Genomic DNA, 26,748 nt, shown 5'->3' with positions numbered 1-26,748 from the left:
GGGACGACAGCTTCAAGTGCTCGATCGGGACCCGGTTCAGAAACGGGTGCGTTGATCCTGCGCCCGCAAGTGTTTTGAGCAAGAGGCCTTCCGGCCTCTTTTGGAGGAAGAAATGGCGATTGAGCGGCTGTTTACGTTTTTCCGCGCGACGGTGATCGTTTTGTCGATGCTTGTGCCCTCTGGGGTTGTGCTGGCCCAGCAGACCGCCACAGCGCCTTCCACGCCGGCGGAGGCGGCTCCAGAACCGCTAAGCGACGATGAGCTCGAGATCCTCGTTGCCCGGATCGCGCTTTATCCCGACGAGTTGGTCGCGCTCATCTCCGCTGCATCGCTCTATCCTTTGCAGGTGGTCGAGGCCGAACGTTTTCTTCAGGAGAGTTCAAAAAATCGCGATCTGAAGCCGAAGGAAAGCTGGGACGGCAGCATCGTTTCGCTGCTCAACTATCCCGAGATCGTCAAGATGATGAGCACCGACCTCGAGTGGACGCAAAGCTTCGGCGAGGCGATCGCCAACCAACAGAAAGATGTTCTCATAGCGATACAGCAGCTGCGTGACGAAGCCGTTGCTAAGGATATAATCAAGACCGACGACAAGATTAAAGTCGTCGAGGAGGGTGACAACGTCATCATCCAGTCGGCAAATCCCGAAACGATCTATGTGCCGCAGTATGCGCCGGAAATGCTCTACCAGCCCGATTATGCGCCGGTACCGATCGGCTATTATGACGACCCCTATCCTGCCTATTGGTACCCGGGCGCCGCCTTTTTCGCCGGAGCAGTCACCGGCGCGGCCTTCGCGGCCATCGTCGACTGGGATGACTGGGGCGTCTGGGGTGGCAATTGGGGCGGCGACATCGATGTCGATTGCAATAACTGTTTCAACAACATCGACTTCGACGGCAAGATGAAATGGAACGACGTCGACTGGAAGAATGTCGATCGCAGCAAGATCAACTTCGACCGCAATCAGTTGCAGAAGTTTGATCGCACCAACATCAAGAACAACATCAAGGCCAACGGCAACAACAACATTCGTAACCGCGCCGCCGAGATCAATCGCGACCGGCCGCAGGCGCGACCGGGCGGTGCAGGTGGCGGTCAGCTCAACGACGTGCGCAAGAGCACGCTCGATGGGCTGAAGGCGCAGCAGCGACCAGCGGCACGCCCAGGCGGCGGTCAGGCGGTAGCGAAGGCCAGGCCAGGCGGCTCGAAGCCCAGCGTGAACAGGCCCAAAGGCAACAAGCCCTCGCAGGTAAACCGACCCGCCGGCAAGAAGAAGATGGCCGCAAAGGCACAGAACCGGCCCAAGAAGCCGTCCGGCCTCGGCAACGTCAACTCGGGTCGTCGCGAGGTCGCCTCTTCGAAGCGTGGCGGACAGAGTATGGGCGGCGGTCATCGCGGCGGCGGGCGGCCTCAGATGAGAAGTGGCGGTGGAAGGCCATCGGGTGGCGGGGGCCGTGGCGGTGGCGGTGGCGGCCGTGGCGGTGGCAGGCGTTAACGGAGCGACAGGAGCACGATCATGAGCAAGCTTTCTCAGACTCTTCTTCTGGCATCGGCCATTTCCTTCTCCGTTGCTGCATTTCCGCTCGCTGTCGACGGGGCCCGTGCCCAGGCGGTGCCAGACGCCGGCGACATCGAGAACTATGCCGCGGCGGAGGATCCGCCGCTGTTCGACGACCCGGCCAAGGCGGTGGAAATGTTCAAGTCGGCGCTCGCCGCCAACGACCTCGATGGTCTTGCAAAGCTTCTGGGCCTTGACGCCGCAAAGCTGAAAACGGGCGAAGGGACGATGGAAACCTTCGCGCTTATTCGCGAAGGTGTGGCACGCAATGTCGTGGTGCGCGACCTCGGCGAAAGCAAGATTCTCGAAATCGGTGATCGGCTCTGGCCGCTGCCGTTTCCGATCACAAAGGGTCGGGACGGCAAGTGGGCTTTCGACACCTATGTCGGGCTTGAGGAGATCGTGAACCGCCGCGTCGGGGAGAACGAACTTGAGGCGATAGAGACCGTGCGCGCCTATGTCGAAGCACAGAAGGATTATGCCTCGCAGGACCGCGACGCCGACGGCGTGCTCGAATATGCCCAGAAGCTGATCAGCAGCCCAGGCCAGACCGATGGATTGTACTGGCCGGCCGAGCAGGGCGATGGTGAGAGCCCGGTCGGCGACGAGATCAGCGAAGCAGCTCTGGAGAAGGCGAAGGCTGGAGAGGGTTATTTCGGCTATCGCTTCCGCATTCTGACGTCACAAGGCGATAATATTGCCGGCGGGAAATACGACTTCATCATCAATGACAATATGATCGGAGGCTTCGGGTTGATCGCCTGGCCGGTGAAATATGCTGAAACCGGTGTGAAGACTTTCGTCGTCAACCAACAGGGCATTGTCTATGAAGCGGATTTGGGTACGAGCACCGAAGCGATCGTGCCGTTTATCGACCGCTTCAATCCGGATGACAAGTGGAGTGTCGTCCTGGATTAGTTGCCAGAAACGCGAGGATGTTCTTCCGGTCTGTCGCATAGGCGGCCGTTTGATCGAAATCAACGTTGCTAACGGATGGTGGCCCTATAAGGTTACACCAGTGACACGATCGAGCGGTATGCTGCAATTTCTTCTGACTGCACAAAAACCTCGCCCTTGCGCGTGAGCCCCGCAGGGCATCGGTCACGACAGCAGGCAGTCGTTACTGGCAGCGTCAAGAACTAATCCCTTGAACCGTCTAACGGAGTGGGTGCGATGTCCAAGCTTTCCAGTCTTCCGGCCTTACCCATGCCTGGCAATGCATTGACGGAGTACTCCGTGGATGCGTGGCAACGGTGGGTCCTGTTCCTTGATGTAATGCGCAGGCGCGGCGAGCAATATGAGGAACACGCTGCACGCAGCGCGCCTCATGTGCTGGACTATGAAGCCGAGCTCATCCTGGACGGCAGGACCCTGAAAGAGCCGGTCAACTACGCTCTCGTGCGCATCATACCTCCCGCCGACTGCACGATAGATCCTCTCAAGCGTCCATTCATCGTTGTGGATCCACGGGCAGGGCATGGGCCAGGCATCGGTGGCTTCAAGGCCGACAGCGAAATCGGCGTGGCCATGAAGGCCGGTCATACCTGCTATTTTGTCGGTTTCCTGCCGGAACCAGTGCCCGGACAGACGATCGAGAAGGTCCTGTACGCGGAAGCGCAGTTCCTGGAGACGGTCATTTCCCGCCACCCGGAAGCGGATGGCAAGCCCTGCGTCATCGGCAACTGCCAAGCGGGATGGGCAGTGATGATGCTGGCCGCGCTCAGGCCAGAGCTTTTCGGGCCTATTATCATCGCCGGTTCACCGCTTGCCTACTGGGCGGGTGTCCACGGGCAAAATCCGATGCGTTATTCGGGAGGACTTCTCGGTGGAAGTTGGCTGACAGCATTGGTCAGCGATCTTGGCGCGGGAAAATTCGACGGCGCCTGGCTTGTCCAGAATTTCGAGAACCAGAACCCAGCCAACACTCTGTGGACCAAGCAGTATAATCTCTACGCAAAGGTGGATACGGAAGCCGAACGCTATCTCGGTTTTGAGCGTTGGTGGGGTGGACACGTCACTCTGACGGCGGATGAAATGCAGTTCATCGTCGATGACCTGTTCGTCGGCAACAAGCTCGCAGCAGGGGAGATCCGCACATCTGATGGCATGGCCATCGACCTTCGCACGATCCGTTCGCCGATTGTGGTCTTCTGCTCCAAGGGGGACAACATAACACCGCCTCAGCAGGCCCTCGACTGGATTCTCGACATTTACGACAGCGTCGATGAAATTCGCGCGCTCGGCCAGACGATTGTCTATGTCGTCCACGAAAGCGTCGGCCATCTGGGGATTTTTGTCTCCGCCGGGGTTGCTCGTAAGGAGCATGATGAATTCGCGTCAAACATCGATCTGATCGATGTGCTGCCACCTGGCCTTTATGAAGCGGTTCTCGAGCCGAAAGCAGATGCGCTCGATCATCCGGAACTGGTCACCGGGGAGTGGATCATGCGTTGCGAGGCACGGACCCTCGACGATATTCGTGCTCTCGGCGGTAACGATCTTGACGATGAGAAGCGATTTGCGGCGGCGGCTCAGCTTTCGGAGATCACTCTTGCACTTTACCGTGCGTTTGCCCAACCTTGGGTGCGCGCTGCCGTGACCCCTTCATCGGCAGAGACAATGCGACGACTTCACCCCCTCCGCCTGGGTTACGAGATTTTCGGCCCCTCCAATCCTTTTCTCGATTGGGTTCCCCAGGCAGCAGAGCGCGTTCGCGCCGACCGTCGCCCCGCATGGACGGACAATCCTTTCAGCGCCCTCCAAGAGCAGGTTTCCGGCCAAATCGTCGAAGGGCTGGAGACCTGGCGTAAAATGACGGAACGGCTGGCCGAGCAAACCTTCGGTGCGATCTATGGCTCGTCTGCGCTTCAGGCCGCCCTTGGCGTCGATCCAAAGTCAAATTTGCCACCACGCAAGGCGCCGAAGAGCAAGCTGATCAACGCGCTTGTCGAAGCTCGCACTGCGGCGCTGAAGGAGAGAATATCCGTTGGTGGTCCGCTGGAGGCTCTCGTTCGATCGCTGCTGTTCGTGGGGGTGGCCCGTGGCGGTGCCGACGAACGCGGTTTTCAGGCCATTCGCGTGCTTCGGCGTGGCCATCGAGATGCTCGCCAGCTGAACCTTTCACAGTTCAAGGCGCTGGTTCGGGATCAATACTACATCCTGCTTGTCGATGAGGCGGCAGCGCTAGCAGCCATTCCAGCGATGCTGCCGAACGAGCTTGAACAGCGTCAGGCCGCATTGCAGAGCCTGCGTGGCGTGCTCGAGGCCTCCGGCGCGTTAACGGAAGCGGCGGCGGAGCGCTTTGCCCACGTCACCGAGCTTTTCAGCCTGGATAAGGGGCGCGTGGGCGTCAAGCCGACGCCGATGGCTGTTAGACCTGCCGCGCGCAACCGCGGCGCCGTGCGATCAAGATTGTAGGAGATTATCAGTGGCTTTCTCTAGCGCGACAACTCTGGAGCCATCAAAATACGACCGCCTGATTGCGGCTGCACAAGGGGTTCCTCCCGCAATCACCATCGTAGCGCATCCCTGCGACGAGACCTCACTGCGTGGTGCCTTGGAAGCAGCCCAGCACCGGCTGATTGTTCCGGTTCTGATTGGGCCCGAGGCGAAGCTCCGCAAAGTCGCAGCCGAGGCCGAACTTGATCTCAGGGCATGCGAGATTATCGATGCGCCACACAGCCACGCCGCAGCGGCGAAAGCCGTGGCACTCATTCGCGAGGGGAAAGGCGAGCTCTTGATGAAGGGTAGCCTGCACACTGACGAATTGATGCGGGAAGTAACCGCTTCTGCCACCGGTCTTAGAACGGAACGCCGCATCAGCCATGTGTTCGTGATGGACGTTCCTGGTCACGCGGACACGCTGTTCATCACCGATGCGGCGATCAACATTTTTCCCGACCTCGATGTCAAGCGCGACATCGTGCAGAACGCGATCGACCTCTGGGTCACCATTGGCCTCGGCGAACCCCGCGTCGCGATCGTGTCAGCAGTCGAGACAGTGACGACCAAGATCCCTTCGACCCTTGATGCCGCGGCATTGTGCAAGATGGCAGATCGCGGTCAGATCACCGGCGGCCTGCTCGACGGCCCGCTTGCGTTCGACAACGCGATAAGCCCGGAGGCCGCGCGTATCAAAGGGCTCAACTCGCCCGTGGCCGGGAGGGCGCAGATCATCGTCGTGCCAGATCTTGAAGCCGGCAACATGCTTGCCAAGAATCTGACGTTTCTCGCCCATGCGGACGCCGCGGGGATCGTGCTTGGTGCGCGCGTGCCCATTATTCTTACCTCGCGGGCAGACACAGTGCGCAGTCGCCTGGCATCATGCGCAGTTGCGACCCTTTACGCGACGGCCCGCCGTCGCTCTACACAAGTGGCGGCTTGAAGCGTGGACGCGATCCTTGTCGTCAACGCCGGCTCATCCAGCCTCAAGTTCCAGATTTTCGAGATCGTGGGCAAAGAGTTGGAGCGGCGCATCCGTGGTCAGATCGACGGGATCGGGGCGCGGCCCCGCTTGCGTGCGGCGACCGCTTCGGGCGAGGTCCTCGTCGATCGCAGTTACGAGCAGGCCGCGATGGGCGATCTGCCCGCTGCCATCGCTGAAGCAGGTGACTGGCTGCGATCGCTCGATGGCTTCGTTCTGCGGGCTATTGGCCATCGCGTCGTCCATGGCGGACCCAACTATGCGCAACCGATCCTGCTCGATCACGACATCCTCGATAAGCTCGCCACGTTCCAAGAACTTGCACCTTTGCATCAGCCGAACAACCTCGCGCCGATCCGGCTTGCCATGGAGATTAATCCGCTGGTTCCGCAGGTCGCCTGTTTCGACACGGCTTTCCACCGCGGCCATGCTCCTCATACGGACTGCTACGCCTTGCCGATGGCTTTCTACGAGGAAGGTGTACGAAGATATGGCTTCCACGGGTTGTCCTACGAGTACATCGCAGACCGGATCGGCAACCTAGCGCCCGATGTCGGCCAGGGAAGGGTCGTGGTTGCTCATCTCGGCAGCGGCGCTTCCATGTGCGCAATGAAGGCAGGGCGCAGCGTCGAGACGACGATGGGCTTTACAGCACTTGATGGTGTGCCGATGGGCACCAGGCCAGGGCAGATGGATCCGGGCGTCGTGCTCTACTTGATCGATCAGAAAGGAATGACAACGGGAGAGGTTACAGATCTTCTTTACCGTGCGTCTGGTCTCAAAGGTCTTTCAGGCATCTCCGGCGATATGCGTGATCTTCTGGCTAGCGATGATCCGCGCGCCGCGTTCGCGATCGATCATTTCGTCCATCGTTGCGCGCTCAGCGTGGGCATGCTTGCCGCCGCCCTCGAAGGTCTCGACGCGTTCGTCTTCACGGGCGGGGTTGGTGAGAATTCGGCGCCAATTCGCGCGCGTATCAGTGAGCGCCTTTCTTGGCTCGGGGTTGAGCTTGATGACGCAGCAAACAACGCGGGTAAAACCCGTATATCGACGCAGGCGAGCCGCGTAGCGCTCTATGTCTTGCCGACGGATGAGGAGTTGATGATCGCGCGCCACGTTCATGCGCTTATCACCAGGCCCTGACCACTACAGCGCCGCGCGTCTTATTAGACGCGCCAAGGTCGCTGTAGCACTTTGAGTGGCTGCATGTTTTATCCTTAGATCGAATAGGATTTAAGGAAACATGCAGTACGCCCTGAAACCAGATCTCACAGGAGCAGCAATCAATGTCCAGCCCGGTCGTCAAAGCGGAGCTTCTCAAAGGGAAAAAGGGGCTGATTGTCGGTATCGCGAACGATCGTTCCATTGCATGGGGTTGCGCGCGGGCCTTTCGCGCCTTTGGTGCCGAGCTGGCCGTCACCTATCTGAACGATAAGGCCAAGCCCTATGTGGAGCCTCTCGCGCATGAGGTCGGGGCGTCGATCTTGATGCCGGTGGATCTGGCCATTCCCGGGCAAATCGAAGCTGTGTTCGATCGGATTGAAAGGACCTGGGGTGAGCTCGATTTCGTCGTCCACTCAATTGCCTTTTCGCCAAAGGACACGCTCGGTGGTCGGGTCGTCGACGTGCCGCGCGATGGTTTTCTCACGACCATGGATATCTCTTGCTGGTCTTTTATCCACATGGCTCGCCTCGCCGAACCGTTGATGAAAAACGGAGGCACACTGTTCACGATGACCTATTACGGTTCGCAGATGGTCGTCGAGAACTACAACATCATGGGTGTGGCGAAGGCGGCACTCGAAAGTGCTGTTCGATACCTTGCCGCAGAACTCGGGCCGAAGGGAATTCGCGTCCACGCGATTTCGCCGGGAGCGGTAGCGACGCGTGCTGCGTCGGGCATTCCGGAATTCGACGAACTACTGGAAAAGACCATCCGGAAGTCTCCAGCCCGCGAACTCGTCAGTATTGACGACGTAGGTGTCGCCACCGCCTTTCTTGCCCACGATGCCGCGCGCCTGATGACAGGGCAGGTGCTCTATGTCGATGGCGGCTATCACATCATTGATTGATCGAGCCGAGAGCAGGTGGGGTATGTACCGCGTGTTTGCTTCGGGTGCGCCTCCTTAACAAAGCGGTGCGGGTTGCCGGGGGATAGTTATTCCGGTTCCGGTCGTTATTGGCAGCTCAAGCTGAGCTTTCTTCGGCTCTGACGGCCAGCGCTTTCAGAACTTCGTCATGTTCGCACCGGGCGGGTTGGGTGACCGCACCAGAGTTGTCTTGTATTCCTCCACTGCCTTCAGCAATGGCCCAAGAACCCAGTTGTACATTTCGCCGATATTGTGCTCTTCCTGCGGGTCCGACTCGACGTTGAACACCTTTGGGTAACCATTCATCGGCGCGGCGCTGGATCCCACTCCCCCCATTGGCATCATGCCGCCAGGGCCGCTGCGGCCAGGCCCTACGTCGACGAAATACGCCCGGAATTGCTTCCAGCGGACGGCGACGAGATCAGACCCGACGAAGGTCAGCAGATGCTCTCGCCGTCCGGTGTCATTCTTGCCGAGCAGCAGGTCGCTTTGGTCGATTCCGTCGATTGGCCGATCGCTGGGGACCTTGCCGCCAGCAAGACGTGCGAAGGTCGGGAAGAAATCCATGATTGAGAACATCGCATAGGAGGAGCGCGGCTTGATCATTTGCGGCCAGCGGATCACGGCGGCGGTGCGGATCGCGCCCTCGCTGACATCGCCCAGCGCGCCACGATAGGGGCCCGTCGTTCCCATGTCGGGCATGTCAGCGCCGAACCGGCTCGCTCCAGGGCCGTCTGGCCCATTGTCGGATGCGAAAACGACAATCGTGTTTTCCTCAAGGCCAAGCGCTTTCAATGCATCGAGTACTGTGCCGACGATTGCATCGCCCTCCATCAGCGAGTCCCCGAACTGGCCGATGCGTGAAGCTCCCTCGAAACGCTTCGAAGGCAGATTGGGAAAGTGCGTGCGAGAGATCGGCAAATACAGGAAGAACGCCTTTCCTGCTGCCTTTTGGCGCGTCATGAAATCGATGCCGTGGTCAACCAGTTCCCAGTCGATCCCGCGACGCACTTCCTCCGTGTAGGGTTTGACCAGCGTTAGCGGCTCTCCACGTTTAGCTTCAACGATGTGCGGTCCATTTTCGAGCGAGATGTCGACGGACTTGGTCTGGAGACCTTGGCGGATCATGCCGAACGCGTCCCAGGTGTCGCTGGGCGGGATTCCATAAAATTCGTCGAAGCCCTGGTTCTGCGGCTGACTGTAGATTTGTCCGCCAAGGTGCCACTTGCCGAAGATCGCCGTGGCGTAGCCGGCGTCGCGTAGCATCTCTGCCATGGTAATCTCGTCGGCTGGCAGCGAGATAGATGTGCCAGCCACCGCCACCAACGAAAGCCCGGACCGTATGGAGTAGCGTCCTGTCATCAACGCGGCGCGCGATGGCGTACAAGACGGCTCGACTAGGAACTGCGTCAGCCGCAGCCCTTCCGCAGCAAGTTGGTCGATGCGCGGCGTCGGTGAGCCGCGCAGCTCCCCGCCGCCATAGGCGCCAATGTCGCCATAGCCGATGTTATCAGCCAGAATGAACAGGATGTTTGGCGTCGATTGCTGCGCAAATGCCGCTCCGACAAACAACGATTGAGCAATGAGAGACGCTCCGATCGCAAGTGCGTCGCGCGTCCACGGCCACAGTTTGAGCCAAGTCATGCTGCGTCTCTCCACTGTTTCCAAATCCGGGCAGGCGGACGCCGGGTGCTCCTGCTGCGGACGGGAACATCTTTCAATACCGCTGCGTCTGCTCGCCGCTCCAAAATGATCGCCCGCTGGCCTCCCGATCCGCTGTTTCGTTTGTGCGCCAAAAACAGAACCCTGCCTATTGTCCTTCGGGGAAGCGGGATCGCAATGCATTCAAAGCCCCAATGCCCTGTCGACAGCATTGATCAACAAGGCGGCGGGGAACGGCTTGCGTAGATACGCGATGCAGCCCGCCTTGACCGCCTCCACGTGAAGCGCCTCATCCTCAACGGCGGTGATGAAGATAACCGGGAGTTCGCTGCCCGATGCCTTTAAGCGGTGCCATAGTTCGATGCCTGAAATGCCACCCAAATGAATATCGAGGACGATACAGCCAAACTGACTTGCGTCGGCATGGCTTAAAAAGGCCTCGGCAGATGCAAATGCTTCGGTTGCAAAACCATTTGCGTTCAACAGTCGCACGACGCTCCGGCGCACGCTTGCGTCGTTCTCGACAACGGCCACTGTGCGTTGTGGGCTTTCCACTTGAGGCCTTTCTGGAGCCAAGAACAGGAGCAGCCCCGATCACGACGAACGTAGGACCAACATTGGAGGCTGGCTATTGACCTTTGGTGAAGCGCCGCGTTCCAAGTTATCGTGGGAGCGCATCCGAGGCTGGATCGAAAAGGCGCAATCTCTCGGCGATCGACACGGTCTCGGCCAGGGACCGGGCTTCAAGCTTTTCCATGACGTTGTGGCGGTGCGCCTTGACCGTCCGTTCGGATGTGCCGAGAGCATGAGCGATCTGCTTGTTGAGCTTGCCGCGGACGATGAAGCCGAAAACCTCGAACTCACGTGGTGTCAGGTGCGCAATGCGCGCCCTAAGGGTTTGGATACGATCCTGCTCGACACGCTGCGTCTCGCACCGGCGCAACGCCCGCTCGACGGCCTCCAGCAGTGCCCCCCTGGGCGCCGGCTTTTCCAAGAAATCCTCGGCGCCCGCTTTCATCGCCTGAACGCTGGCTTTGACGTTGCCACGTCCCGTGAGAAACACGACAGGCAGAAGCGGCGCTCGCTCAGTGACCCTGTTCTGTAGCTCCAGACCGCTCAGCCCAGGTAAATCAAGGTCAAGGAGGACACAGCCAGGTTCGTCATGCGGAAACTGCGCCAGAAACTGATCGCCTGATTCATAGAGAGACACGCGGTACCCGGATGCCGAAAGCAGCCGCCCGACTGCGGTGCGGAAGGATCGATCATCATCGACGATGTGAACGATTGGTTCCATGGTTCATCCAGTTTGCGCGAGAGGCAGTAAAACTCGGAAAACTGCTCCGCCTTCTGGGCGGTTGGCGGCCCAGATCGTGCCGCCGTAGGTTTCGACTATTGCGCGCACGATGGAAAGGCCAAGCCCCGTTCCGGAGGGCTTTGTAGTATAGAACGGCTCGAAAATGCTGGCGAGCTGTTCGTTTGGTATTCCACGACCGGTGTCCGAAATCGACAGCTCGACCTTGGAATCCTTCGTCAGTGTTGTCTCAAGCATAAGCCTCCGCTCGGTCGCGACCACGTCGAGCATTGCATCCATTGCATTGGTTGCCAGATTGAGAATGATCTGCTGGACGTGGACCCGGTCGGCTCGGACCGGCAGTTCCCGCCGGGCCCAATTGGAACTCACGACGACGCCCCTCTGCTCGGCTTCGCCGCGGAGAATCCTGATCGCACTTGTGATGACCTCATTGAGGTCGAACTCCTGCCAGTCGATCTCTCCTCGCTTCTTAAGTAGGCCTCGCATCCGCGAAATGACGTCATGGGCACGCTGATCGTCGTCTTGAATGTCTATGAGGATCTGCTTGATCAGCTCGAGATCGGGCCTCTCGGACATCAGAATTGCCTCCGCCGCCTCGGCGTTGCTGCGGATTGCACCCAGCGGCTGGTTAAGCTCGTGCGCGATTGAGGCTGAAAGCGCGCCGGCTGTTGCGGATTGATTGAGGTGAACCACTTCGAGCAGACGGAGGCGCGATTCGACCTCCGCCGCCTGGCGGCGACGGCGTTCGACAAGAAGTCCGGCAATGACTGTGCCTTGTAGAGCAACAATGGCAAGGGCGACGACGGTCGCGAACCAGTATTGTTCCCAGAAAGTGGGCTCTTTGAACATCTGGACCGTGCCTGCAGGAAGATCCTTTTCCGACAACCCCCAGCGTCGGAGCTGCCTCACGTCGGCGACATATGTTTGGGGCGACCGGAGACTGGAGATTGGCTTGCCAGCGATGGCATCGAGCGCAAGGTCGGCCGCCGTTTTGCCCAGTGACCCAAACGTGACCACGTTGCCTCCAACAATGCCATAGTCGATGTAGGTCGGGTACGGGCCGTAGATCGGCGCACTGGCAGTCTTCGATATTTGCTTGATCGCTTCGCGCGGAACGAAATTGCGCCCGGTAACGTCCTTGAAAATCGTCAGCGCCAGTACAATGCTGTCGGGAGGTAGCTCGGCGGCTCGCTTGGTGAACTCTTCGATCGTCAGGTCTTCCAAGTATGTCGTTTCAAACGTTCTTGAGAAAACCGCAAGATCGGCTCGCGCGGTAGCAAGCCATGAACGGTCGAATTCGGATGATCCTCCAACTATGAAGAGATGCCGCGCATCAGGCTGGAGACCGCGGGCCATCTCAGCGGTCTTTACGATGTCAAATTCGCTGAAAGCTCCGATCACGTCGCTGGGCAAGTCCATTGCTTCGGCAGCGGAACTGCTGAAGCCCGCGACGATTATCCTTGCATCGCCCGAGATTTCCTTGCGGTTGGCAGAGATGAACCGAGCCGACTCCTCGCCGAGCGCAATCACCACGTCAGGGCGGCGATCGCCGTACTTGGCCGTAAGATATTCAGCCATACGGCGCATGTGCTTCGGCTCAGGAAATCGCGAAAGGTCGAGAAATTCGGAGAAAAGATCGATCCGGCCTTTGGTTGCGTCGAGAAGCCGCGACCTGACGGCCTCCCCGGCTGCGGTGGTCGCCGCGATCCGCTCGTCATAAGGATAGAGCACCAGCACACGCGGCACACTGTCAACAACTGCCTGACCGGCCGTCGCCGCTGACGCAGTCGCCAGGAATGCACACAGGCCCGGAACCACACCCCTGATCAGCCAGTGCGATTGCCTGGTCCGGTTACCCAGAACGCCCATGACTTTCCCCCGACAGATAGGCGCAATCTACCAAGGCGAACTTGCTAATACAACCAGAGCTTTAGAATTCAAGCGCAAGCTAACGAAGTGCGGTTTTGCCCGATGGTACAATATCCCCGCCGCAAGACGTCCGATAGTTTCACCGTCGTGGGTGGCCTCGCGCTGGCCACAGGCATCCAGACGAGAGGCCCTCGATCGAGGGCGTTCAGGCTACAGCATTGCTTCAATTTGCTTCGTTTCGATACAGCAAGGACAGGCGGCGGATCCCCTTAAACGCATCAGAACTCGTGCGTTTGGTGAACCCGATCCGCCCAAGCCTTCGGAGGAGTAGTCAATATGAATTTTCGCTTCATGTGCTCTGTCGGAGCCTTGGCGGCTTCGACATTTCTCGTTGGGGCCGCATCCCAAGTGCAAGCCCAGTCGCCGTCAAAACCCAACATTCTCTTTATCGTTTCCGACGACACGGGCTATGGCGATCTGGGCCCCTATGGCGGCGGCCAAGGACGCGGCATGCCGACGCCGAACATCGACAAGCTGGCCGATGAAGGCATGACCTTCTTCTCCTTCTATGCCCAGCCGAGCTGCACGCCAGGCCGGGCTGCAATGCAGACCGGGCGCATTCCGAACCGGAGCGGCATGACGACCGTGGCTTTCCAGGGGCAGGGTGGTGGTCTGCCGGCAGCGGAGTGGACGCTGGCGTCAGTGCTGAAGCGCGGCGGCTATCATACGTACTTCACCGGAAAGTGGCATCTCGGCGAGGCGGACTATGCGCTTCCGATCGCCCAGGGCTATGACGAGATGAAATATGTCGGCCTTTACCATCTCAACGCCTATACCTATGCGGATCCGACCTGGTTCCCGGACATGGACCCGGCACTGCGGGCTATGTTCCAGAAGGTGACGAAAGGCGCGCTTTCGGGCAAGGCCGGCGGCGAGGCGAAGGAAGACTTCAAGATCAACGGCCAGTATGTCGATACTCCGGTGATCGACGGCAAGGAAGGCGTTGTCGGCATTCCGTTCTTCGACGGCTATGTCGAGAAAGCGGCCATCGAATTCCTCGATGAGGCTGCAAAGAAGCCGGATGAGCCGTTCTTCATCAATGTCAACTTCATGAAGGTGCATCAGCCGAACATGCCGGCACCGGAGTTCGAGCACAAATCGATGTCCAAGTCGAAATATGCCGACTCGGTCGTGGAGCTCGACACCCGTATCGGCCGGATCATGGACAAGCTGCGCGAAACCGGAATGGACCGGAACACGCTGGTGTTCTACACAACCGACAACGGCGCTTGGCAAGACGTCTATCCGGACGCGGGATACACTCCGTTTCGCGGCACCAAGGGCACATTGCGCGAGGGTGGAAATCGTGTTCCCGCAATCGCCGTTTGGCCGGGCAAGATCAAGCCCGATACCAGGAACCACGAACTCATCGGCGGTCTCGATCTCATGGCGACGTTCGCTTCGGTCGGCGGTGTCCCACTGCCCGAAAATGATCGTGAAGACAAGCCAATCATTTTCGACAGCTACGATATGACACCGGTCCTGACGGGTAGCGGCCCATCGCCACGCAAATCCTGGTTCTACTTCACGGAGAACGAACTTTCACCCGGCGCAATCCGCGTAAACAACTACAAGTTCGCGTTCAATCTTCGCGGCGACGATGGAGCCCAGACCGGCGGACTGGCCGTTGACTCAAACCTTGGATGGAAGGGCGCGGAGAAATACGTGGCCACCGTACCTCAGGTGTTTGACCTTTGGCAGGACCCTCAGGAACGCTACGATATCTTCATGAACAACTTCACTGAGCGGACTTGGATGGGCGTTGTCATGGGGGAAGAACTGAAGAAGATCATGGCGACATACGTGAAATATCCTCCACGCAAGCTGCAGAGCATGGGATATACGGGCCCGATTACGCTTTCAAACTATGAGCGTTTCCAATGGGTGCGGGACTCCTTGGCGAAGGAGGGTGTTAGTATTCCGATGCCAACCGGCAACTGACCTTGGCGCGGCGGCTCCGTTCGTTCGGGGGCCGCCGTTTCTTTAACGGTCTGAGATTGCACACAGTTAGTCGACGGAGGCTCTGATGATTGCAACATGTATTTTCTTTAAATTCACCCGCACCGTGCTGCTCGGCATGGCAGCCTGCCTGTTTGTCACGACATCCGTGCTCGCCCAGACAGATCCATTGCCCTCGTGGAACAACACCGGGGCCAAGGCGGCCATCGTTGCCTTTGTGGACAGGGTAACCGCGGAAGATACGCCTGGTTATGTGCCCGAGGTCGAACGCATCGCGGTCTTTGACAATGACGGCACACTGTGGACCGAGCAGCCGATGTACGTGCAACTCGCCTTCGCACTTGATCGTGTCAAGACGGAAGCTGCCACCCACCCGGAATGGAAGGACACGCAGCCGTTCAAGGCCGTGCTCGACAACGACATGAAAGCCCTTGCCGCAACGGGAGAAAAGGGACTTGTGGAGTTGGTCCTGGCGACCCATAGCGGGATGACAACGGAGGAATTCCAGAAGATCGCCTCCGACTGGATCGCCACGGCGCGCCAACCGAGGTTCAATAAACCCTATACCGAGCTGGTCTATCAGCCAATGCTCGAACTGCTCGCCTATCTGCGTGAAAACGGCTTCAAGACGTTCATCGTCTCCGGTGGAGGCGTGGAGTTCATTCGCCCCTGGGCCGAGCAGGTCTACGGGGTCCCACCTGAGCAAGTCATCGGGTCGACCATCAAAACGCAGTTCGAGATGCGTGAGGGCGTGTCGACCTTGTTTCGCCTGCCACAGATCGACTTTATCGATGACAAGGCCGGCAAGCCTGTTGCGATCAACCAGTTTATTGGCCGCCGGCCGATCGCCGCCTTCGGAAATTCTGACGGCGACCTCGAAATGCTCCAATGGACCACGTTGGGCGGCACGACCACTCGCTTCGGCCTGATCGTCCATCATACCGATGCGGAGCGCGAATACGCATATGACCGCGACAGCCCGTTCGGCCGCCTCGACAAGGCACTGGATGCCGCGGCCGACAACAATTGGACGGTGGTCGACATGAAGGCAGACTGGAAGCAGATCTTTCCCGCGAAATGAAGCCGAGCGTTTCGCACGCGGCATCGCCGATATTTCCAATGGGGAGGAGAAATCACAATGAGGATCAATCGCATCGCGGGTTTGATAGGCTGTGTCGTCTCCCCCTTCCTCCCTTCTACTAGCCGGAAGCCTATTCCAGTAAACAGAAGAGCAATTGGTCCCGAGAAACGTGCCAAGCATCGCTGACCAAGGCTACCTCGGTTCGTTCCTTTGCCGATGCTTCGGCTGCGCCGCTCCGTGCGTCCTGATCATTTTTGGAGTAGTGGGAGGCGTGAGATTGAAGATTGCATTCTGTCTAGCGGCTGTTTCTCGGACGGCACTGCTGACTTGCGGATTATCGGTGTTCGCCGCCGCCGCTACGGCGGAAATGGCTGTGCCGCCTGCCGCGGACCCGCAGATCGAAATTCACGATAGCTTCGTAGATGAGAAGGCGTGTGCTTCCTGCCACGCTGGTCAAGCCGCCGCATTCGCGAAATCCCACCATGCAAAGGCGATGGCTCTTGCCAACGAGAAGACGGTGCTCGCCGATTTCAACAATACCCAGTTCGAATGGAACAGCGTCAAGGCAGTTTTTTCCCGCCGGGATGGCCGCTTCTTCGTTAGCACCGAAGGGCCTGACGGCAAACCGGCGGACTTCGAGGTGAAGTACACGTTTGCCTACGAGCCTCTGCAGCAGTACCTGGTCGATATTGGGGGTGGCAAGCTGCAGGCTCTCGACATCGCCTGGGACACGCAAAAGCAAAAATGGTTCTGGCTCGGCGAAGGCTCCTCGGCGAAACCTGGCTCGACGTTTCACTGGACAGGCCCGTTCTATCGATGGAACCGCACCTGCATCGACTGTCATTCCACCGATCCCCAGACCAACTTCCAGCCGCAGACGGACGAGTATCAATCATCCTATGTCGCGACCAGCATCGGCTGCCAGTCCTGCCACGGCGGCGGTGCAAAACATGTCGAATGGGCGAGAGCCAAGGTCGGGAATGCTCAAACGGCAGCAATTGCGGGCCTCGGCCTGTCGAAGGTCGACGCGAACACTTGCTTCGCCTGCCACGCGCGGCGCGCCCGGCTTGTCGATGGCTATCAGCCGGGAGGCTCCTTTCTCGACAATTTTTCCCCGGCGTTGCTGCGTAGCGATCTCTACTTTCCGGACGGACAGATTCTGGATGAGGTCTTCGAATACGGATCGTTCCAGCAGAGCAAGATGGCAAGAGCAGGTGTGACGTGTTTCGACTGCCACCGTCCGCATGAGGGCAGCGTCAAGGCCGTTGGAAACGCGCTATGCACCCAATGCCACACCCAGGATGCGCCAAAGCGCTTTGCCAGCACCGATCCGGGCGGCGCTTTCGACACTCCAGCCCATACGCATCATCCGGAAGGCTCCGCTGGCGCGCTCTGCGCCAACTGCCATATGCCCGAGCGGACATACATGAAGGTCGATCGTCGGCGTGACCATTCTTTCGTGATTCCGCGCCCAGACCTTTCCGACATGTACGGAACGCCGAACGCCTGTACGTCGTGCCACGACGGTAGGTCGAACAAGTGGGCATCGGAGACCCTGGATACTTGGTTTGGTGCAGGCTGGCGCAAGCGCCCGACGATCGCACATGCGTTCGCCGCCGCGGCGAAAAACGACGCTGCCTCGATCGAGGCCTTGCGGGCATTCGTCGGGGACGAAAAACAAGCTGGAATAGTCACAGGAAGCGCCATTGCCGAGATGAGCAGGCTCGCTGGAGCTGACGTCGCCGCAGACGTGAAGGCGGCGGCGGAGAGCCCCGATCCGCTGGTGCGTCTGGGGGCAGCCGAGGCTGCTGCCAACCTGCCGCGGGAGTATCGGCTTGATGCCATCGGCGGACTTGTCAGCGACGACGTACGCGCAGTGCGGGTGGCTGCTGCCAGGGCACTAGGAAGCACGCAGTCGCTGGACTTGCTCGGTGATCGACGTCGTGATTTCGACCGTGCGGTGGCCGATTTGAAAACGTATGTTCAAGCGAACGCGCACGTTGCCGAGACACAAAGCAGTTATGGAACGTTTCTGCTTGAACAAGGACGTCCAGAGGAAGCGGAGAAGGCGCTCCGTCAGGCGATCCATCTCGATCCAACCCTTGCGGGCGCGCGCATCAACCTCGCCGAACTCTACCGCGCAACAGGGGAGGGCGAGAAATCCGAACAGACCTACGCTGAAGCCGTGGCAACCGATCCGGATCGAGCCGACCTTCGCTACGGGCATGGCTTGTCGCTTGTGCGTCAGAAGGCAATGGAGGAGGCGACAGAAGAACTGAACGCGGCCGTTCGCCTGGATCCCGTCAATTCCAGATACAGGACGACAGCGGCGATTGCCCTGGATTCAGTCGGGCGAACGGAGCAGGCGTTTGCGCTCTTCGATGCTGCTGCCTTAAGCGGAGCAACGGACGCCAGTCTGCTCGGCACGGCAATTCAGATCGGTCTCAAACTCCGCCGTTATGCCGATACGCTCCAATTTGCACAGGCCTTGGCCCGTCTGCAGCCGGACAATTTACAGATTGCAGAACTCATCAGGCAATTAAAGGATGCAGTTGAGCATGGTCGATAAACTCTGAGTTTGCATTCGTGGCGGTCGGATCGTGCGCTAGCCTTCTTACGACGTGACGGGATGCCGGCCAGGCTTGGATTGGTCGCGGATTGGCAGCTTGCTCTCTAAACCTGCCCGGTGGTGTGGGCTAGCGGCAGCTTGATGGCATGCGGTCCGATGTTCAGGCCAATCTGCAGGCTGTCGGCGATGCGCCTCGCTCGGTCGAGAAAGAAGGCAGCGGCCTCGCCCTTGCAATGTTTGCCGACAGTCCCTTCGAAAATTTCCAGCCAGTGATTGAAATGCTCGGGAACAAGATCGAGACCCTGGTGGGCGACATGGGGCTTCCCGCCATAGCGTCCCGTTTTCAGGGCTATCGACGACCAGAAGTCGACCAGCGTTGAAAGGTGCAGATCCCAATGTTCGCCAATGCGGGCGTTGAAGATCGGCCCGAGCATGGGATCGTGGCGGATGCGGCCGTAGAAGTCGTGAACGACCGCCCTTATCAGTTCTTCGGACATGCTGGCTGGAAGCAGTGTCGCACACATGGTCTTCACCGATGCTTTGTGGTTCACCATTCCCTACAGCGCCGCGCGTCTTATTAGGCGCGCAAAGGTCGTTGTAGCACTTTGAATGGCTGCATGTTTTATCCTTAAATCGAATAGGATTTAAGGAAACATGCAGTAGGCCACGAGGTCGGCGCTGTAAATCCGCGGCCATGCGGCATGGTGTCGTCCTGACATAGGCCGTTCGGGTGGTCGAACGATGATCGCTTGCGTCAGCGCAAAGAGGCTCCACCGCTTTGCGCCTACCAAGGACGTGGACGAGCTCGCGTGGAGAAACCGTCTTCACGGACTAGGCGGAGATGCAGGACATGATCGAGTTTGGGATGAGGGATGAGACATTGTGCGATTGCACGATCGAGGTCGCCGAGTGGTTCGCCTGCATGCCGGGGTATAATGCTGAGGCCGGGCAGTTACTCGATCTTCTGGCGCACCGCCTCGAGAGAATACGCGACCGCTCGGAACGGGCGAGAACCATGCCGGACGCGCGCCTGTCGACCTCGACGACACTCGTTTGAGGGTGGCCATTGAGATCATCGCTAGATGCTGTTTGCATACCAGAACGTCTCGACACGCCGTCAATGTCGGGCCCCGGCTTGAGATATTTGCGAATGGCGCTCTATCCTTCATGACGAAAACCTGGTCCTCAGAGAGATCCGTTCAATGCTGACATTGACCAATAGGCGGGTTATCCGCGTCGAACGCGACCCCGAGGGCGATTTTTCCGTGCCGGCGCCAACGATGTCATCGGCACTCCGCCTGCCCCCGGCGGAGTTGAAAAACCGCCTGAGCCGAGGCGAGGTCAAGAGCCAGGTCGAGGTCGGTCAGGGCGAGCACGTTGGAACGTTCAGGCTAACGCTGCGATGTGGCGGTCGCTGCTGGACTGCGACGGTGTCTGCGGACGGAACGGTCATCGACGAAGTCTTTTCGTTTGATCGCGAGCGCTTGGCGAACTGGCGCCGGCGTCACCTGGACGCAAGCCAGCGTCGCTGACAGGCGCCAGGTTTGTCTTGGCATCGGGTGCGTCGGCCTCGTTACGCGCCGAGACCAAAGCGCCTCCGAGTGCCTGCCTGGCTCAAAAGATCCGCGCCAAGATCGGTCCGGGTATCGATCAGGGCCTTTATCTCTTGCGGCTCCATGAGGCTGAAGGCTGTCGACAGCGCATCCGCTGTGACCGCGTCATCGGCGACAACGCTCACGCGCCGATAAGACTGCATCGTCAAGCCGGTGCGGGGATCGAGAATATGCGACAGCCGTCCCGCCTCATCAAAACTGAAGCCTGCAATGCCAGACGTCGCGACCGCCCTGTCGACGAGCGGTAAAACGATGTCTGAGGCAGCGTCCACGTCGCTTGCCGCCAGCCCAACCTGCCATGGGCTGCCATCTGCGCGGGCCCCGATCGTCCGGCTTTCCCCCATATGGACCAGGCTGCTCGCCACGCCGTTTTGACGAAGCAGATCGACGATGCGATCGGTAATGTAGCCCTGTGCTATGCCGTTCAGAGTCAGAGCCATGTCAGGCATTGCAAACGCGATCCGGTCGCCATTGAACCGGACACGGGTGAGGTCGACGTAAGCCAGTGCCTGTCGGATTGCGCGTGCCGACGGACCGCGCTGATCGGAGGACGGTTTGGCGAAATGATCGGCATAGAGCGTCCAGAGCGGTTGAACCGTCGGATCGAATGTGCCGCCGGTCATTTTGTGAAAGGACGCGCAGATTTCAAGAAGATGTACCAGTTCCGCCGGCGGGGCGACGAGCGCGCCCATCCTGTTCAAGACCGAAAGGGCTGAATCACTGCGGTAGAGGCTGAATATCGCCTCCAGACGGTCAATTTCGACCACGACTCTGTCCAGCAGTCGGCGTGCCACTGCTTCGTCTTCATGATTAAGGATCAGTGTTGCCGATGCCCCAAGCGCCTGGCCACTCCACGTGACCGGACGCAGGGCCGCTCTGGCTGCGCCGGGTAATGGCAGCAGAGGCAGGCCTATGGTCGCCCCGATGATAGCGATTGCACGCCGCCGCCCGATAATCCTAGTCATGACTAGCCTCCGTCGGTTCGGAAAATGATGTCAACGCAGGCGATGCCCCATCTGCTCCCAGCACATAGTCTTGCGGTATGTTGCCAAAGCCGACGATTTGGCCGCCATGCCTTTCGGTGAAGCTGAGCGCATCTTGCCTTGAGGAGAAGGGAACGGCCTCGGCTGCCCCCATGCCGCCACGCAATCTGCTGCCGACGACATAAAAGGCGCTTTTGGCGTCGATCCAGTTGTCCGCTCCGGGCTTCTCCCAGGTCGGCGCCTTGCCCATGTCAGACACGTAGATAGCGGCGATCTCCTTTGGTTCTTCTGGCAGCAAGGTGAAGGCGACTGTGTCGCGGGCCGACGAAAACCAGATCGGTTCGGGTATCTGCTTGAGGATGACCTGACCCTTGGGGCCGGGATGTTCGAGCACGTTCATGCCGCAATAGCGCCCCATGGCGTCGTCGGTCAGTGAATATGGAAGAGGCGGGCTGTCTGCTTCTTCGGCGGCACATCCAACCAGCACGAAGGCACTCATCGCCACGGCGACGAGGTTGCGCGTTTTCATAGCTCTCTCCTTGAGAATATCGCAGTGGCTACCGCAAGCGGCGCAAATGTCCATGACACCAGCGCCAGGATGAGCCCGGTCTTGCCGAGTGCCGATTGCTCGGCCACGCCACCCATCCCCGACAGCGACGCTGCGTCGCCCGAGCCCAGATTGAGCAGTCGATAGGCGTCGGTCGGATTGAGCAGCAGCAAGGTATCGAGCAGGCCCGCCGGCAGTGCCTGGCCTTGCCCTGCCACAAGCGCCCCGAGCAGGGCCATGTCATAGATCAGAACGAAAAACAGCCACACCGCGATTGCGATGCCGCCAGCAGTGCTGCGTTCGCTGGCAACGGTGCTTGCGAGGTAGCCGATCGCGATGAAGACCGCGCCCAACAGGACGGACGAGCCGATCATGGAGGCGAAAGCAAGCCAGCTTGAGCGCGCTATGTTGCCATCGACGACTGCAAGTGCAACGGCGGCAGCGCCATAGCCGCAAAGCGTTGCAAACAGCAGGATCGTCAGGTGACCTGTAAACTTCCCAATGAGAATCTGCCTGCGGCCGATGGGATAACTGAGCAACAACAACATCGTGCCACGCTCGGTTTCGCCGACGATCGCATCGTGCGAGAGCAGGAGCGCGATGAGCGGAACAAGAAAAATGGTCAGGCTCGAGAGGCTGACGACGACAATATCAAGCCGGCTGGCACCGACATTGCCTGTCGGCACACTACCGAGGAACGACAAGGTGAGCGCCAGAGCCGCCAGCAGAAGGGTCGTCGCCACGACCCAGCGGTTGCGCATGCCCTCCTGGATCTCCTTGCGCGCAATGATCATGATGTTGTTCATCGGCTATCCTTTTGACCCTGAAGGAAGTGTGCGTAGAGTTCGTCGAGGGTCGGCTCCAGGACGACGAGGTTTGCAATCCCCAATGCGGCGGCGCTCAAACGGTGCAGGACGGCGAGCTTGTCCTCCTGCCTGACCTCTATTTCGAGATCGCCGTCGTGGTGTTTGACGACCTGGCCCGCGATTTCCTCCTCAAGCGACTTTCCAGCCTTGGTGGTCACGCGAATGCGGGTTGGCAGCCTTGCAAGCTTGCGAAGATCATCGAGGGTGCCGTCTGCGATCTTGTTGCCACCGTTGACGATGATGACGCGATCGGCACGTCCCTCGAGTTCCGTCAGCGCGTGCGACGAAAGCAGGATCGTCGTTCCCTTGGCGCGCAAGGCCTCGATGAGTTCGTAAAAATTGTGCCTCAGCGCCGGGTCAAGCCCGCTCGTGGGTTCGTCGAGAAGCAGGACATGTGGGTCGCCAAGCAGAGCCTGGGCCAAGCCGAGACGCTGGCGCATCCCCTTCGAATAGGTTCGCACCGGCCGGTCAACTGCCGCCCTGGAAAGGCCGACGCGATCGAAAAGTTCGGTCGCAGTGGTCGTGTCAGCGCGCTTCAGGCGGGCATAAAAGGCAAGCGTTTCCCGACCGGTCAGGGCGAGGTGAAAGGACACGCTCTCAGGCAGATAGCCAAGTCTTGCGCGAACGCCGAAATCGCCTGAGGCCGGGTCTTCGCCAAGGACGCTGACCCGGCCCGTCGTCGGTCGGATAAGGCCGAGCATCAGTTTGATCAAGGTCGTCTTGCCGGCGCCGTTATGGCCGACAAGGGCGATCGTTTCACCGGCACCCAGCTCAAACGAGACGTCTCGAAGAGCCTCCGTCTTGCCATAGTTCTTGCCTGCATTGGTGACGCTCACCGTAGGTGTCATGGTTGCTGGTCCTCGTCGTCCGGGCGCATCATCAGGGGATGGCTGTCGATTACGCCGCCCGGCAACAGCGCCGGAAAGCGCGACTGGGCAAAGCGAATGACTTGAACGGCCGGGCTTGTGATCAGAACCTTGGCCTGCGGTGCGGTCCAAAGTACCCGGTCGATCAAGTCGTTCGGCCGGTAGGGATTGTCGCCGACCCCGTCACCATTGAGATCGAAGGCCGGATTGTCGCTCCAGTAATTGCCGCGGCCATTTTCGGACCAGTCGAGATACCGGGCGCCGACATATTTGACCTGGTTTCGATTGTTGATGAAGGCATTGTCGGACAGTGCATTGCCCTCCGAGCCCGCCGTGAAGTGAATGCCGATCGAGCAGCCCTCAAAGACATTGCCGCGGAAGCGGTTCTTGTTGGCGTTGTAGATGAAGACGCATTTTTCCGGCCCCAATCGGACGGCCGTCCCCTCGGCAAACGTGTCTTGCGCGGCCGGCAGCCCGTGTTCGGGTTTTTCCTTGGCGCCACCGTTCGCCATCCAACGGTCGGAATTCTGAAGCCGCCCGCGTACGACGTTTCCGGTGATCTTGGAGCTGTTGGCGTAGTTGAGGAGCAGGCCGTGATCGCGATCGCCGTCCGAGACATTTCCGATGATCTTCAGGCGGCTTGAAAACATGATGGCGTAGCCGACAGAATTGCCGGTGGAGATGTTGCCGCTGATCTCGCTGTCGTTGGTGTACATGTAGTGGATGGCAAAGCGCAGGTTCTCAAACCTGTTCCCGTTGAACACGTTGCGTTTGCTGGCGTTGGTCGCGATCCCATCGCGTCCGAAGCTGATAGTGTTGTCGATGACACGTGCCCCGGGAGCGTTCCAGACCGTGACGCCGTTGCCGGTTTCGCTGAAGCGCCTGTCCTTCGTCCCGACAATGCGATTGCCGCGCGCCAGGGATCGGGCGGCGCCATGCAGGTAGATGCCATAGAGATTGCCGATGATCTCGTTGTCTTCAACGGATGCACCTTTTGCCGTCGCGGCAACGAAAACACCGGAGTCCATGGTTTCAAGGTTGCTGCCCGAACCCTCGATCCGAAGCCCGCGCAGGATCGTGTCAGCGGCGTTGATGGTGACGACGCTGCCCTTGCCACTACCGAGAATGGTCGCGCCAGGCTCGCCGATCAGCGAGATCGCGCTGTCGATCGTAACTGGCCCCAGAAAGCGCGCCGGTGGCAATATGAGCGTGTCGCCGGGCGTTGCGGCTTCGATGACATCTTGCAGCCTGGCATCAGCGTCGACACGGATCGTCGCAGCGCAAGCGGTGCCGATGGCGGCGCAGAGCGCCGCCATCGAAACACCGAGCATGAGAGTGCGCGCGTGCATCAGGCCTTCTTCGGCTCGACGAGCATGCGGCCCTTCATTTCCATGTGCATCGCATGGCAGAACCAGGAGCAGTAATACCACCACACGCCGGGCTTATCGGCGCGGAATGTGACGGAGGCTGTCGCCTGGGGCGCCACTTCCATGTTGATGCCATAGTTGATGATCGAGAAGCCGTGCGTCAGATCCTCCACCTCATCGATGTTGGTGATGTAGACGGTCACTTCGTCGCCCTGCTTGACCGTGAAGCTTTCGAGGCCAAAGGCCGGTGCGGCCGAAGTCATGTAGACACGCACTTTGTCGCCATCCCGAATGACTTCGGAATCAATCAAAAGATCGATACCGTCCTTCTTTGCCTGAGCCACGGCATCGGCAAAGAAGACATCGTCCCGGCTCCAGACGCTCACCGGATTGATCTTGGAATTGTGGACGATCGTCGCGTCATGCGGCTCGGCGAAGGTCGGATTATCGTGCACCAGAACCATCTGGTCGCCCGAAATGTCGATCAGCTGATCGTTTTCCGGCTTCAACGGACCGACGTTCAAATAGCGGTCCTTGGAGAACTTGTTCAGCGAGATCAGCCATTTGCCATCGGCGTCTTTTGTCTGTCCCATGGACGTGTGGTTGTGTCCGGGCTGGTAGTGGACATCAAGCTTCTGGCGGATCGGGTCTACCTTTTCGCCGGCAAAGGCTCGTTTGGCGTCATCGATGTTCCACTTGCAGATCTGGCTGTCGATGAACAGCGTGGTATAGGCATTGCCCTTGCCGTCATAGGCCGTGTGCAGCGGCCCGAGACCAAGCTCCGGCTCGGCAACAACGGTGTCCCTCGGCTTGATCTTGTCGGCGAAAAGGTCGTCGAATTTGCGCACATCCATGACCGTAACAGTGGGCGAGAGCTTGCCGTTGGCGACGATGTGAATACCGTCAGGCGCAGTGTTCATTCCATGCGGTCCGTTCGATACGGGGATGTAGCGCGTATAGGGTGAGCCGTGGCGACCATCGAGGACGGGGACGCCGCCCATCTCCTTGAATTCGCCCTTTGCGACGGCCTCCTCGATCCGCTTGAGGTCAAAGACAACCACCCAATCCTGGTCCTTGGCCATCATCTCCGCAAGATTGACGCCCTCTTCGGAATTGTAGCAGGTGGCGAAGGCATATTTGCCCTGGTAGTCGGCATCGACATTGTCGAGGTTGCCGTCGATCATGACCTGCCAGGCGACCTTCATGGTCTCGCCGTCCACGGCGGTGAATATGGCGTGATACTGCTTGTGATCGTCGAGAACCGAGCCGTCGTTCGGCACTGGTACACGGTCCTCACCGTTGCAGAAGACATAGCCCGTCTTGGGATATTTCTGTACGCGCAGACCGTGAACCGTATGCTGGTTCGGCAATTGGATGATCTTGTCGCAGCGCATCACGTCGAGGCGAATGCGGCAGACGCGGGTATTTGCCTTGTCGTTGGCAAACAGGTAGCGCCCGTCATAGGTTCCCTCCGTGAATGAGGGGTGCGGATGATGCAGGTCGCCATTGAGATAGATGCCGCCCTTGTCTTCCAGGTATGCTTTCGTTTCGGGCAAAAGTCCTTCGGTGAGCACCTTGCGGCTTTCATTGGTCTGGCCCCAGCCGGTGGCGCTGTCGCGATTGAAGACCGGGATACGCATCAGCTCGCGCATGGATGGCAATCCGAGAATGCGCAGTTCGCCGCTGTGTCCGCCGGAGAAGAAGACATAGTATTCATCGAGCTCGCCTGGCTTTACCTCGAAGGGCAAGCCGCCTGTGCCTTGAGCGAATGCCGGTGATGCGGTTGTGCCGGACAGCGCAAGCGCCCCACCAACACCTGCCGCCCCGGCGACGGCCGCCGCGGCTGTCGTGCCGAGAAGCTGACGTCGATTGAGGCGCACTGCTTTGTCTTCTGTTGCCATTTCGATTTCTCCTTGTGTG

22 protein-coding genes are annotated in these 26,748 nt (G+C 59.4%); 11 read left to right on the top strand and 11 right to left on the bottom strand.

From position 1 onward, the window contains the following. Positions 1-112 precede the first annotated feature (112 nt). The 6 genes from ASD52_RS27205 to fabI all read left to right on the top strand — a co-directional run bounded on the left by ASD52_RS27205 (position 113) and on the right by fabI (position 8,056). Positions 113-1,498: a DUF3300 domain-containing protein gene (locus ASD52_RS27205; protein WP_082571887.1), complete on the top strand. Its 1,386-nt coding sequence runs from the start codon at positions 113-115 to the stop codon at positions 1,496-1,498. Positions 1,499-1,519: 21 nt separating this feature from the next. Next, entirely contained in the window at positions 1,520-2,479 is a 960-nt protein-coding gene (locus ASD52_RS27200; protein WP_025430439.1) for a DUF2950 domain-containing protein, read from the top strand. Positions 2,480-2,734: 255 nt separating this feature from the next. After that, positions 2,735-4,978, top strand: coding sequence for a DUF3141 domain-containing protein (locus ASD52_RS27195; protein ID WP_057226038.1), 2,244 nt, complete (start codon positions 2,735-2,737; stop codon positions 4,976-4,978). Positions 4,979-4,988: 10 nt separating this feature from the next. Further along, positions 4,989-5,945 carry a phosphate acetyltransferase gene (locus ASD52_RS27190; protein WP_057221143.1) on the top strand — a complete coding sequence of 319 codons (957 nt, stop codon included), beginning with the start codon at positions 4,989-4,991 and terminating at the stop codon, positions 5,943-5,945. Positions 5,946-5,948: 3 nt separating this feature from the next. Beyond that, a complete protein-coding gene (locus tag ASD52_RS27185) occupies positions 5,949-7,127 on the top strand; it encodes an acetate/propionate family kinase (protein WP_057226036.1) in 1,179 nt (392 codons plus the stop codon). Between the two features lie 143 nt (positions 7,128-7,270). After that, positions 7,271-8,056 (top strand): enoyl-ACP reductase FabI, encoded by a 786-nt coding sequence (fabI, locus tag ASD52_RS27180; RefSeq protein WP_057216745.1) that lies wholly within the window; start codon positions 7,271-7,273, stop codon positions 8,054-8,056. Between the two features lie 153 nt (positions 8,057-8,209). Here fabI and ASD52_RS27175 read toward each other — a convergent pair whose 3' ends face one another. The 4 genes from ASD52_RS27175 to ASD52_RS27160 all read right to left on the bottom strand — a co-directional run bounded on the left by ASD52_RS27175 (position 8,210) and on the right by ASD52_RS27160 (position 12,917). Next, positions 8,210-9,919 carry an arylsulfatase gene (locus ASD52_RS27175; RefSeq protein ID WP_244497523.1) on the bottom strand — a complete coding sequence of 570 codons (1,710 nt, stop codon included), beginning with the start codon at positions 9,917-9,919 and terminating at the stop codon, positions 8,210-8,212. Beyond that, positions 9,920-10,324 (bottom strand): response regulator, encoded by a 405-nt coding sequence (locus ASD52_RS27170; RefSeq protein WP_057216750.1) that lies wholly within the window; start codon positions 10,322-10,324, stop codon positions 9,920-9,922. It abuts the gene before it with no gap. Between the two features lie 73 nt (positions 10,325-10,397). Beyond that, positions 10,398-11,030 (bottom strand): response regulator transcription factor, encoded by a 633-nt coding sequence (locus tag ASD52_RS27165; protein WP_057226034.1) that lies wholly within the window; start codon positions 11,028-11,030, stop codon positions 10,398-10,400. A gap of 3 nt (positions 11,031-11,033) precedes the next feature. After that, positions 11,034-12,917, bottom strand: coding sequence for a HAMP domain-containing sensor histidine kinase (locus ASD52_RS27160; protein ID WP_057216758.1), 1,884 nt, complete (start codon positions 12,915-12,917; stop codon positions 11,034-11,036). Between the two features lie 336 nt (positions 12,918-13,253). On the opposite strand from ASD52_RS27160, the gene ASD52_RS27155 reads away from it, so the two are divergent. From ASD52_RS27155 to ASD52_RS27145, 3 genes are all read left to right on the top strand, one after another. Beyond that, complete coding sequence (locus ASD52_RS27155; RefSeq protein ID WP_057207015.1) at positions 13,254-14,918, top strand: arylsulfatase; 1,665 nt, start codon at positions 13,254-13,256, stop codon at positions 14,916-14,918. Between the two features lie 85 nt (positions 14,919-15,003). After that, complete coding sequence (locus tag ASD52_RS27150; RefSeq protein ID WP_057216761.1) at positions 15,004-16,017, top strand: HAD family hydrolase; 1,014 nt, start codon at positions 15,004-15,006, stop codon at positions 16,015-16,017. A 367-nt stretch (positions 16,018-16,384) separates the two neighbouring features. Continuing rightward, a complete protein-coding gene (locus tag ASD52_RS27145) occupies positions 16,385-18,586 on the top strand; it encodes a tetratricopeptide repeat protein (RefSeq protein ID WP_082557400.1) in 2,202 nt (733 codons plus the stop codon). 104 nt (positions 18,587-18,690) lie between these two features. On the opposite strand, the gene ASD52_RS27140 is transcribed toward ASD52_RS27145, so the two are convergent. Further along, the gene (locus ASD52_RS27140; RefSeq protein WP_057226032.1) at positions 18,691-19,140 is read right to left on the bottom strand and encodes a group III truncated hemoglobin; all 450 of its coding nucleotides are present in this window, start codon (positions 19,138-19,140) and stop codon (positions 18,691-18,693) included. Positions 19,141-19,436: 296 nt separating this feature from the next. Here ASD52_RS27140 and ASD52_RS27135 point away from each other — a divergent pair, with 296 nt between their 5' ends. Together ASD52_RS27135 and ASD52_RS27130 are read left to right on the top strand one after the other, a co-directional pair. Further along, positions 19,437-19,643, top strand: coding sequence for a hypothetical protein (locus tag ASD52_RS27135; RefSeq protein WP_128090348.1), 207 nt, complete (start codon positions 19,437-19,439; stop codon positions 19,641-19,643). A gap of 145 nt (positions 19,644-19,788) precedes the next feature. Further along, entirely contained in the window at positions 19,789-20,118 is a 330-nt protein-coding gene (locus tag ASD52_RS27130) for a DUF6522 family protein (protein ID WP_057207022.1), read from the top strand. A gap of 41 nt (positions 20,119-20,159) precedes the next feature. Here the strand turns inward: ASD52_RS27130 and ASD52_RS27125 are convergent, their stop codons facing one another. The 6 genes from ASD52_RS27125 to nosZ are packed head-to-tail and all read right to left on the bottom strand — an operon-like array spanning position 20,160 to position 26,729. Beyond that, positions 20,160-21,164: an FAD:protein FMN transferase gene (locus ASD52_RS27125; protein WP_025430425.1), complete on the bottom strand. Its 1,005-nt coding sequence runs from the start codon at positions 21,162-21,164 to the stop codon at positions 20,160-20,162. Next, positions 21,157-21,681 carry a nitrous oxide reductase accessory protein NosL gene (locus ASD52_RS27120; protein ID WP_225906231.1) on the bottom strand — a complete coding sequence of 175 codons (525 nt, stop codon included), beginning with the start codon at positions 21,679-21,681 and terminating at the stop codon, positions 21,157-21,159. Before ASD52_RS27120 ends, ASD52_RS27125 begins: the two co-directional genes overlap by 8 nt. Before the next feature lie 26 nt (positions 21,682-21,707). Beyond that, the gene (locus tag ASD52_RS27115) at positions 21,708-22,535 is read right to left on the bottom strand and encodes an ABC transporter permease (protein WP_057207023.1); all 828 of its coding nucleotides are present in this window, start codon (positions 22,533-22,535) and stop codon (positions 21,708-21,710) included. Continuing rightward, the gene (locus ASD52_RS27110) at positions 22,532-23,443 is read right to left on the bottom strand and encodes an ABC transporter ATP-binding protein (protein WP_025430422.1); all 912 of its coding nucleotides are present in this window, start codon (positions 23,441-23,443) and stop codon (positions 22,532-22,534) included. Before ASD52_RS27110 ends, ASD52_RS27115 begins: the two co-directional genes overlap by 4 nt. Next, positions 23,440-24,810, bottom strand: coding sequence for a nitrous oxide reductase family maturation protein NosD (locus ASD52_RS27105; protein ID WP_025430421.1), 1,371 nt, complete (start codon positions 24,808-24,810; stop codon positions 23,440-23,442). The genes ASD52_RS27110 and ASD52_RS27105 overlap by 4 nt, the downstream gene beginning before the upstream one ends. Continuing rightward, positions 24,810-26,729 carry a TAT-dependent nitrous-oxide reductase gene (gene nosZ, locus ASD52_RS27100; RefSeq protein ID WP_025430420.1) on the bottom strand — a complete coding sequence of 640 codons (1,920 nt, stop codon included), beginning with the start codon at positions 26,727-26,729 and terminating at the stop codon, positions 24,810-24,812. The genes ASD52_RS27105 and nosZ overlap by 1 nt, the downstream gene beginning before the upstream one ends. Between the last annotated feature and the right edge of the window lie 19 nt (positions 26,730-26,748).

Source organism: Ensifer sp. Root142, assembly GCF_001426785.1.
Classification (GTDB): domain Bacteria; phylum Pseudomonadota; class Alphaproteobacteria; order Rhizobiales; family Rhizobiaceae; genus Ensifer; species Ensifer canadensis.
The sequence above is the reverse complement of the archived record's forward strand: the minus strand, read 5'-3'. Positions and strand labels throughout refer to the sequence as shown.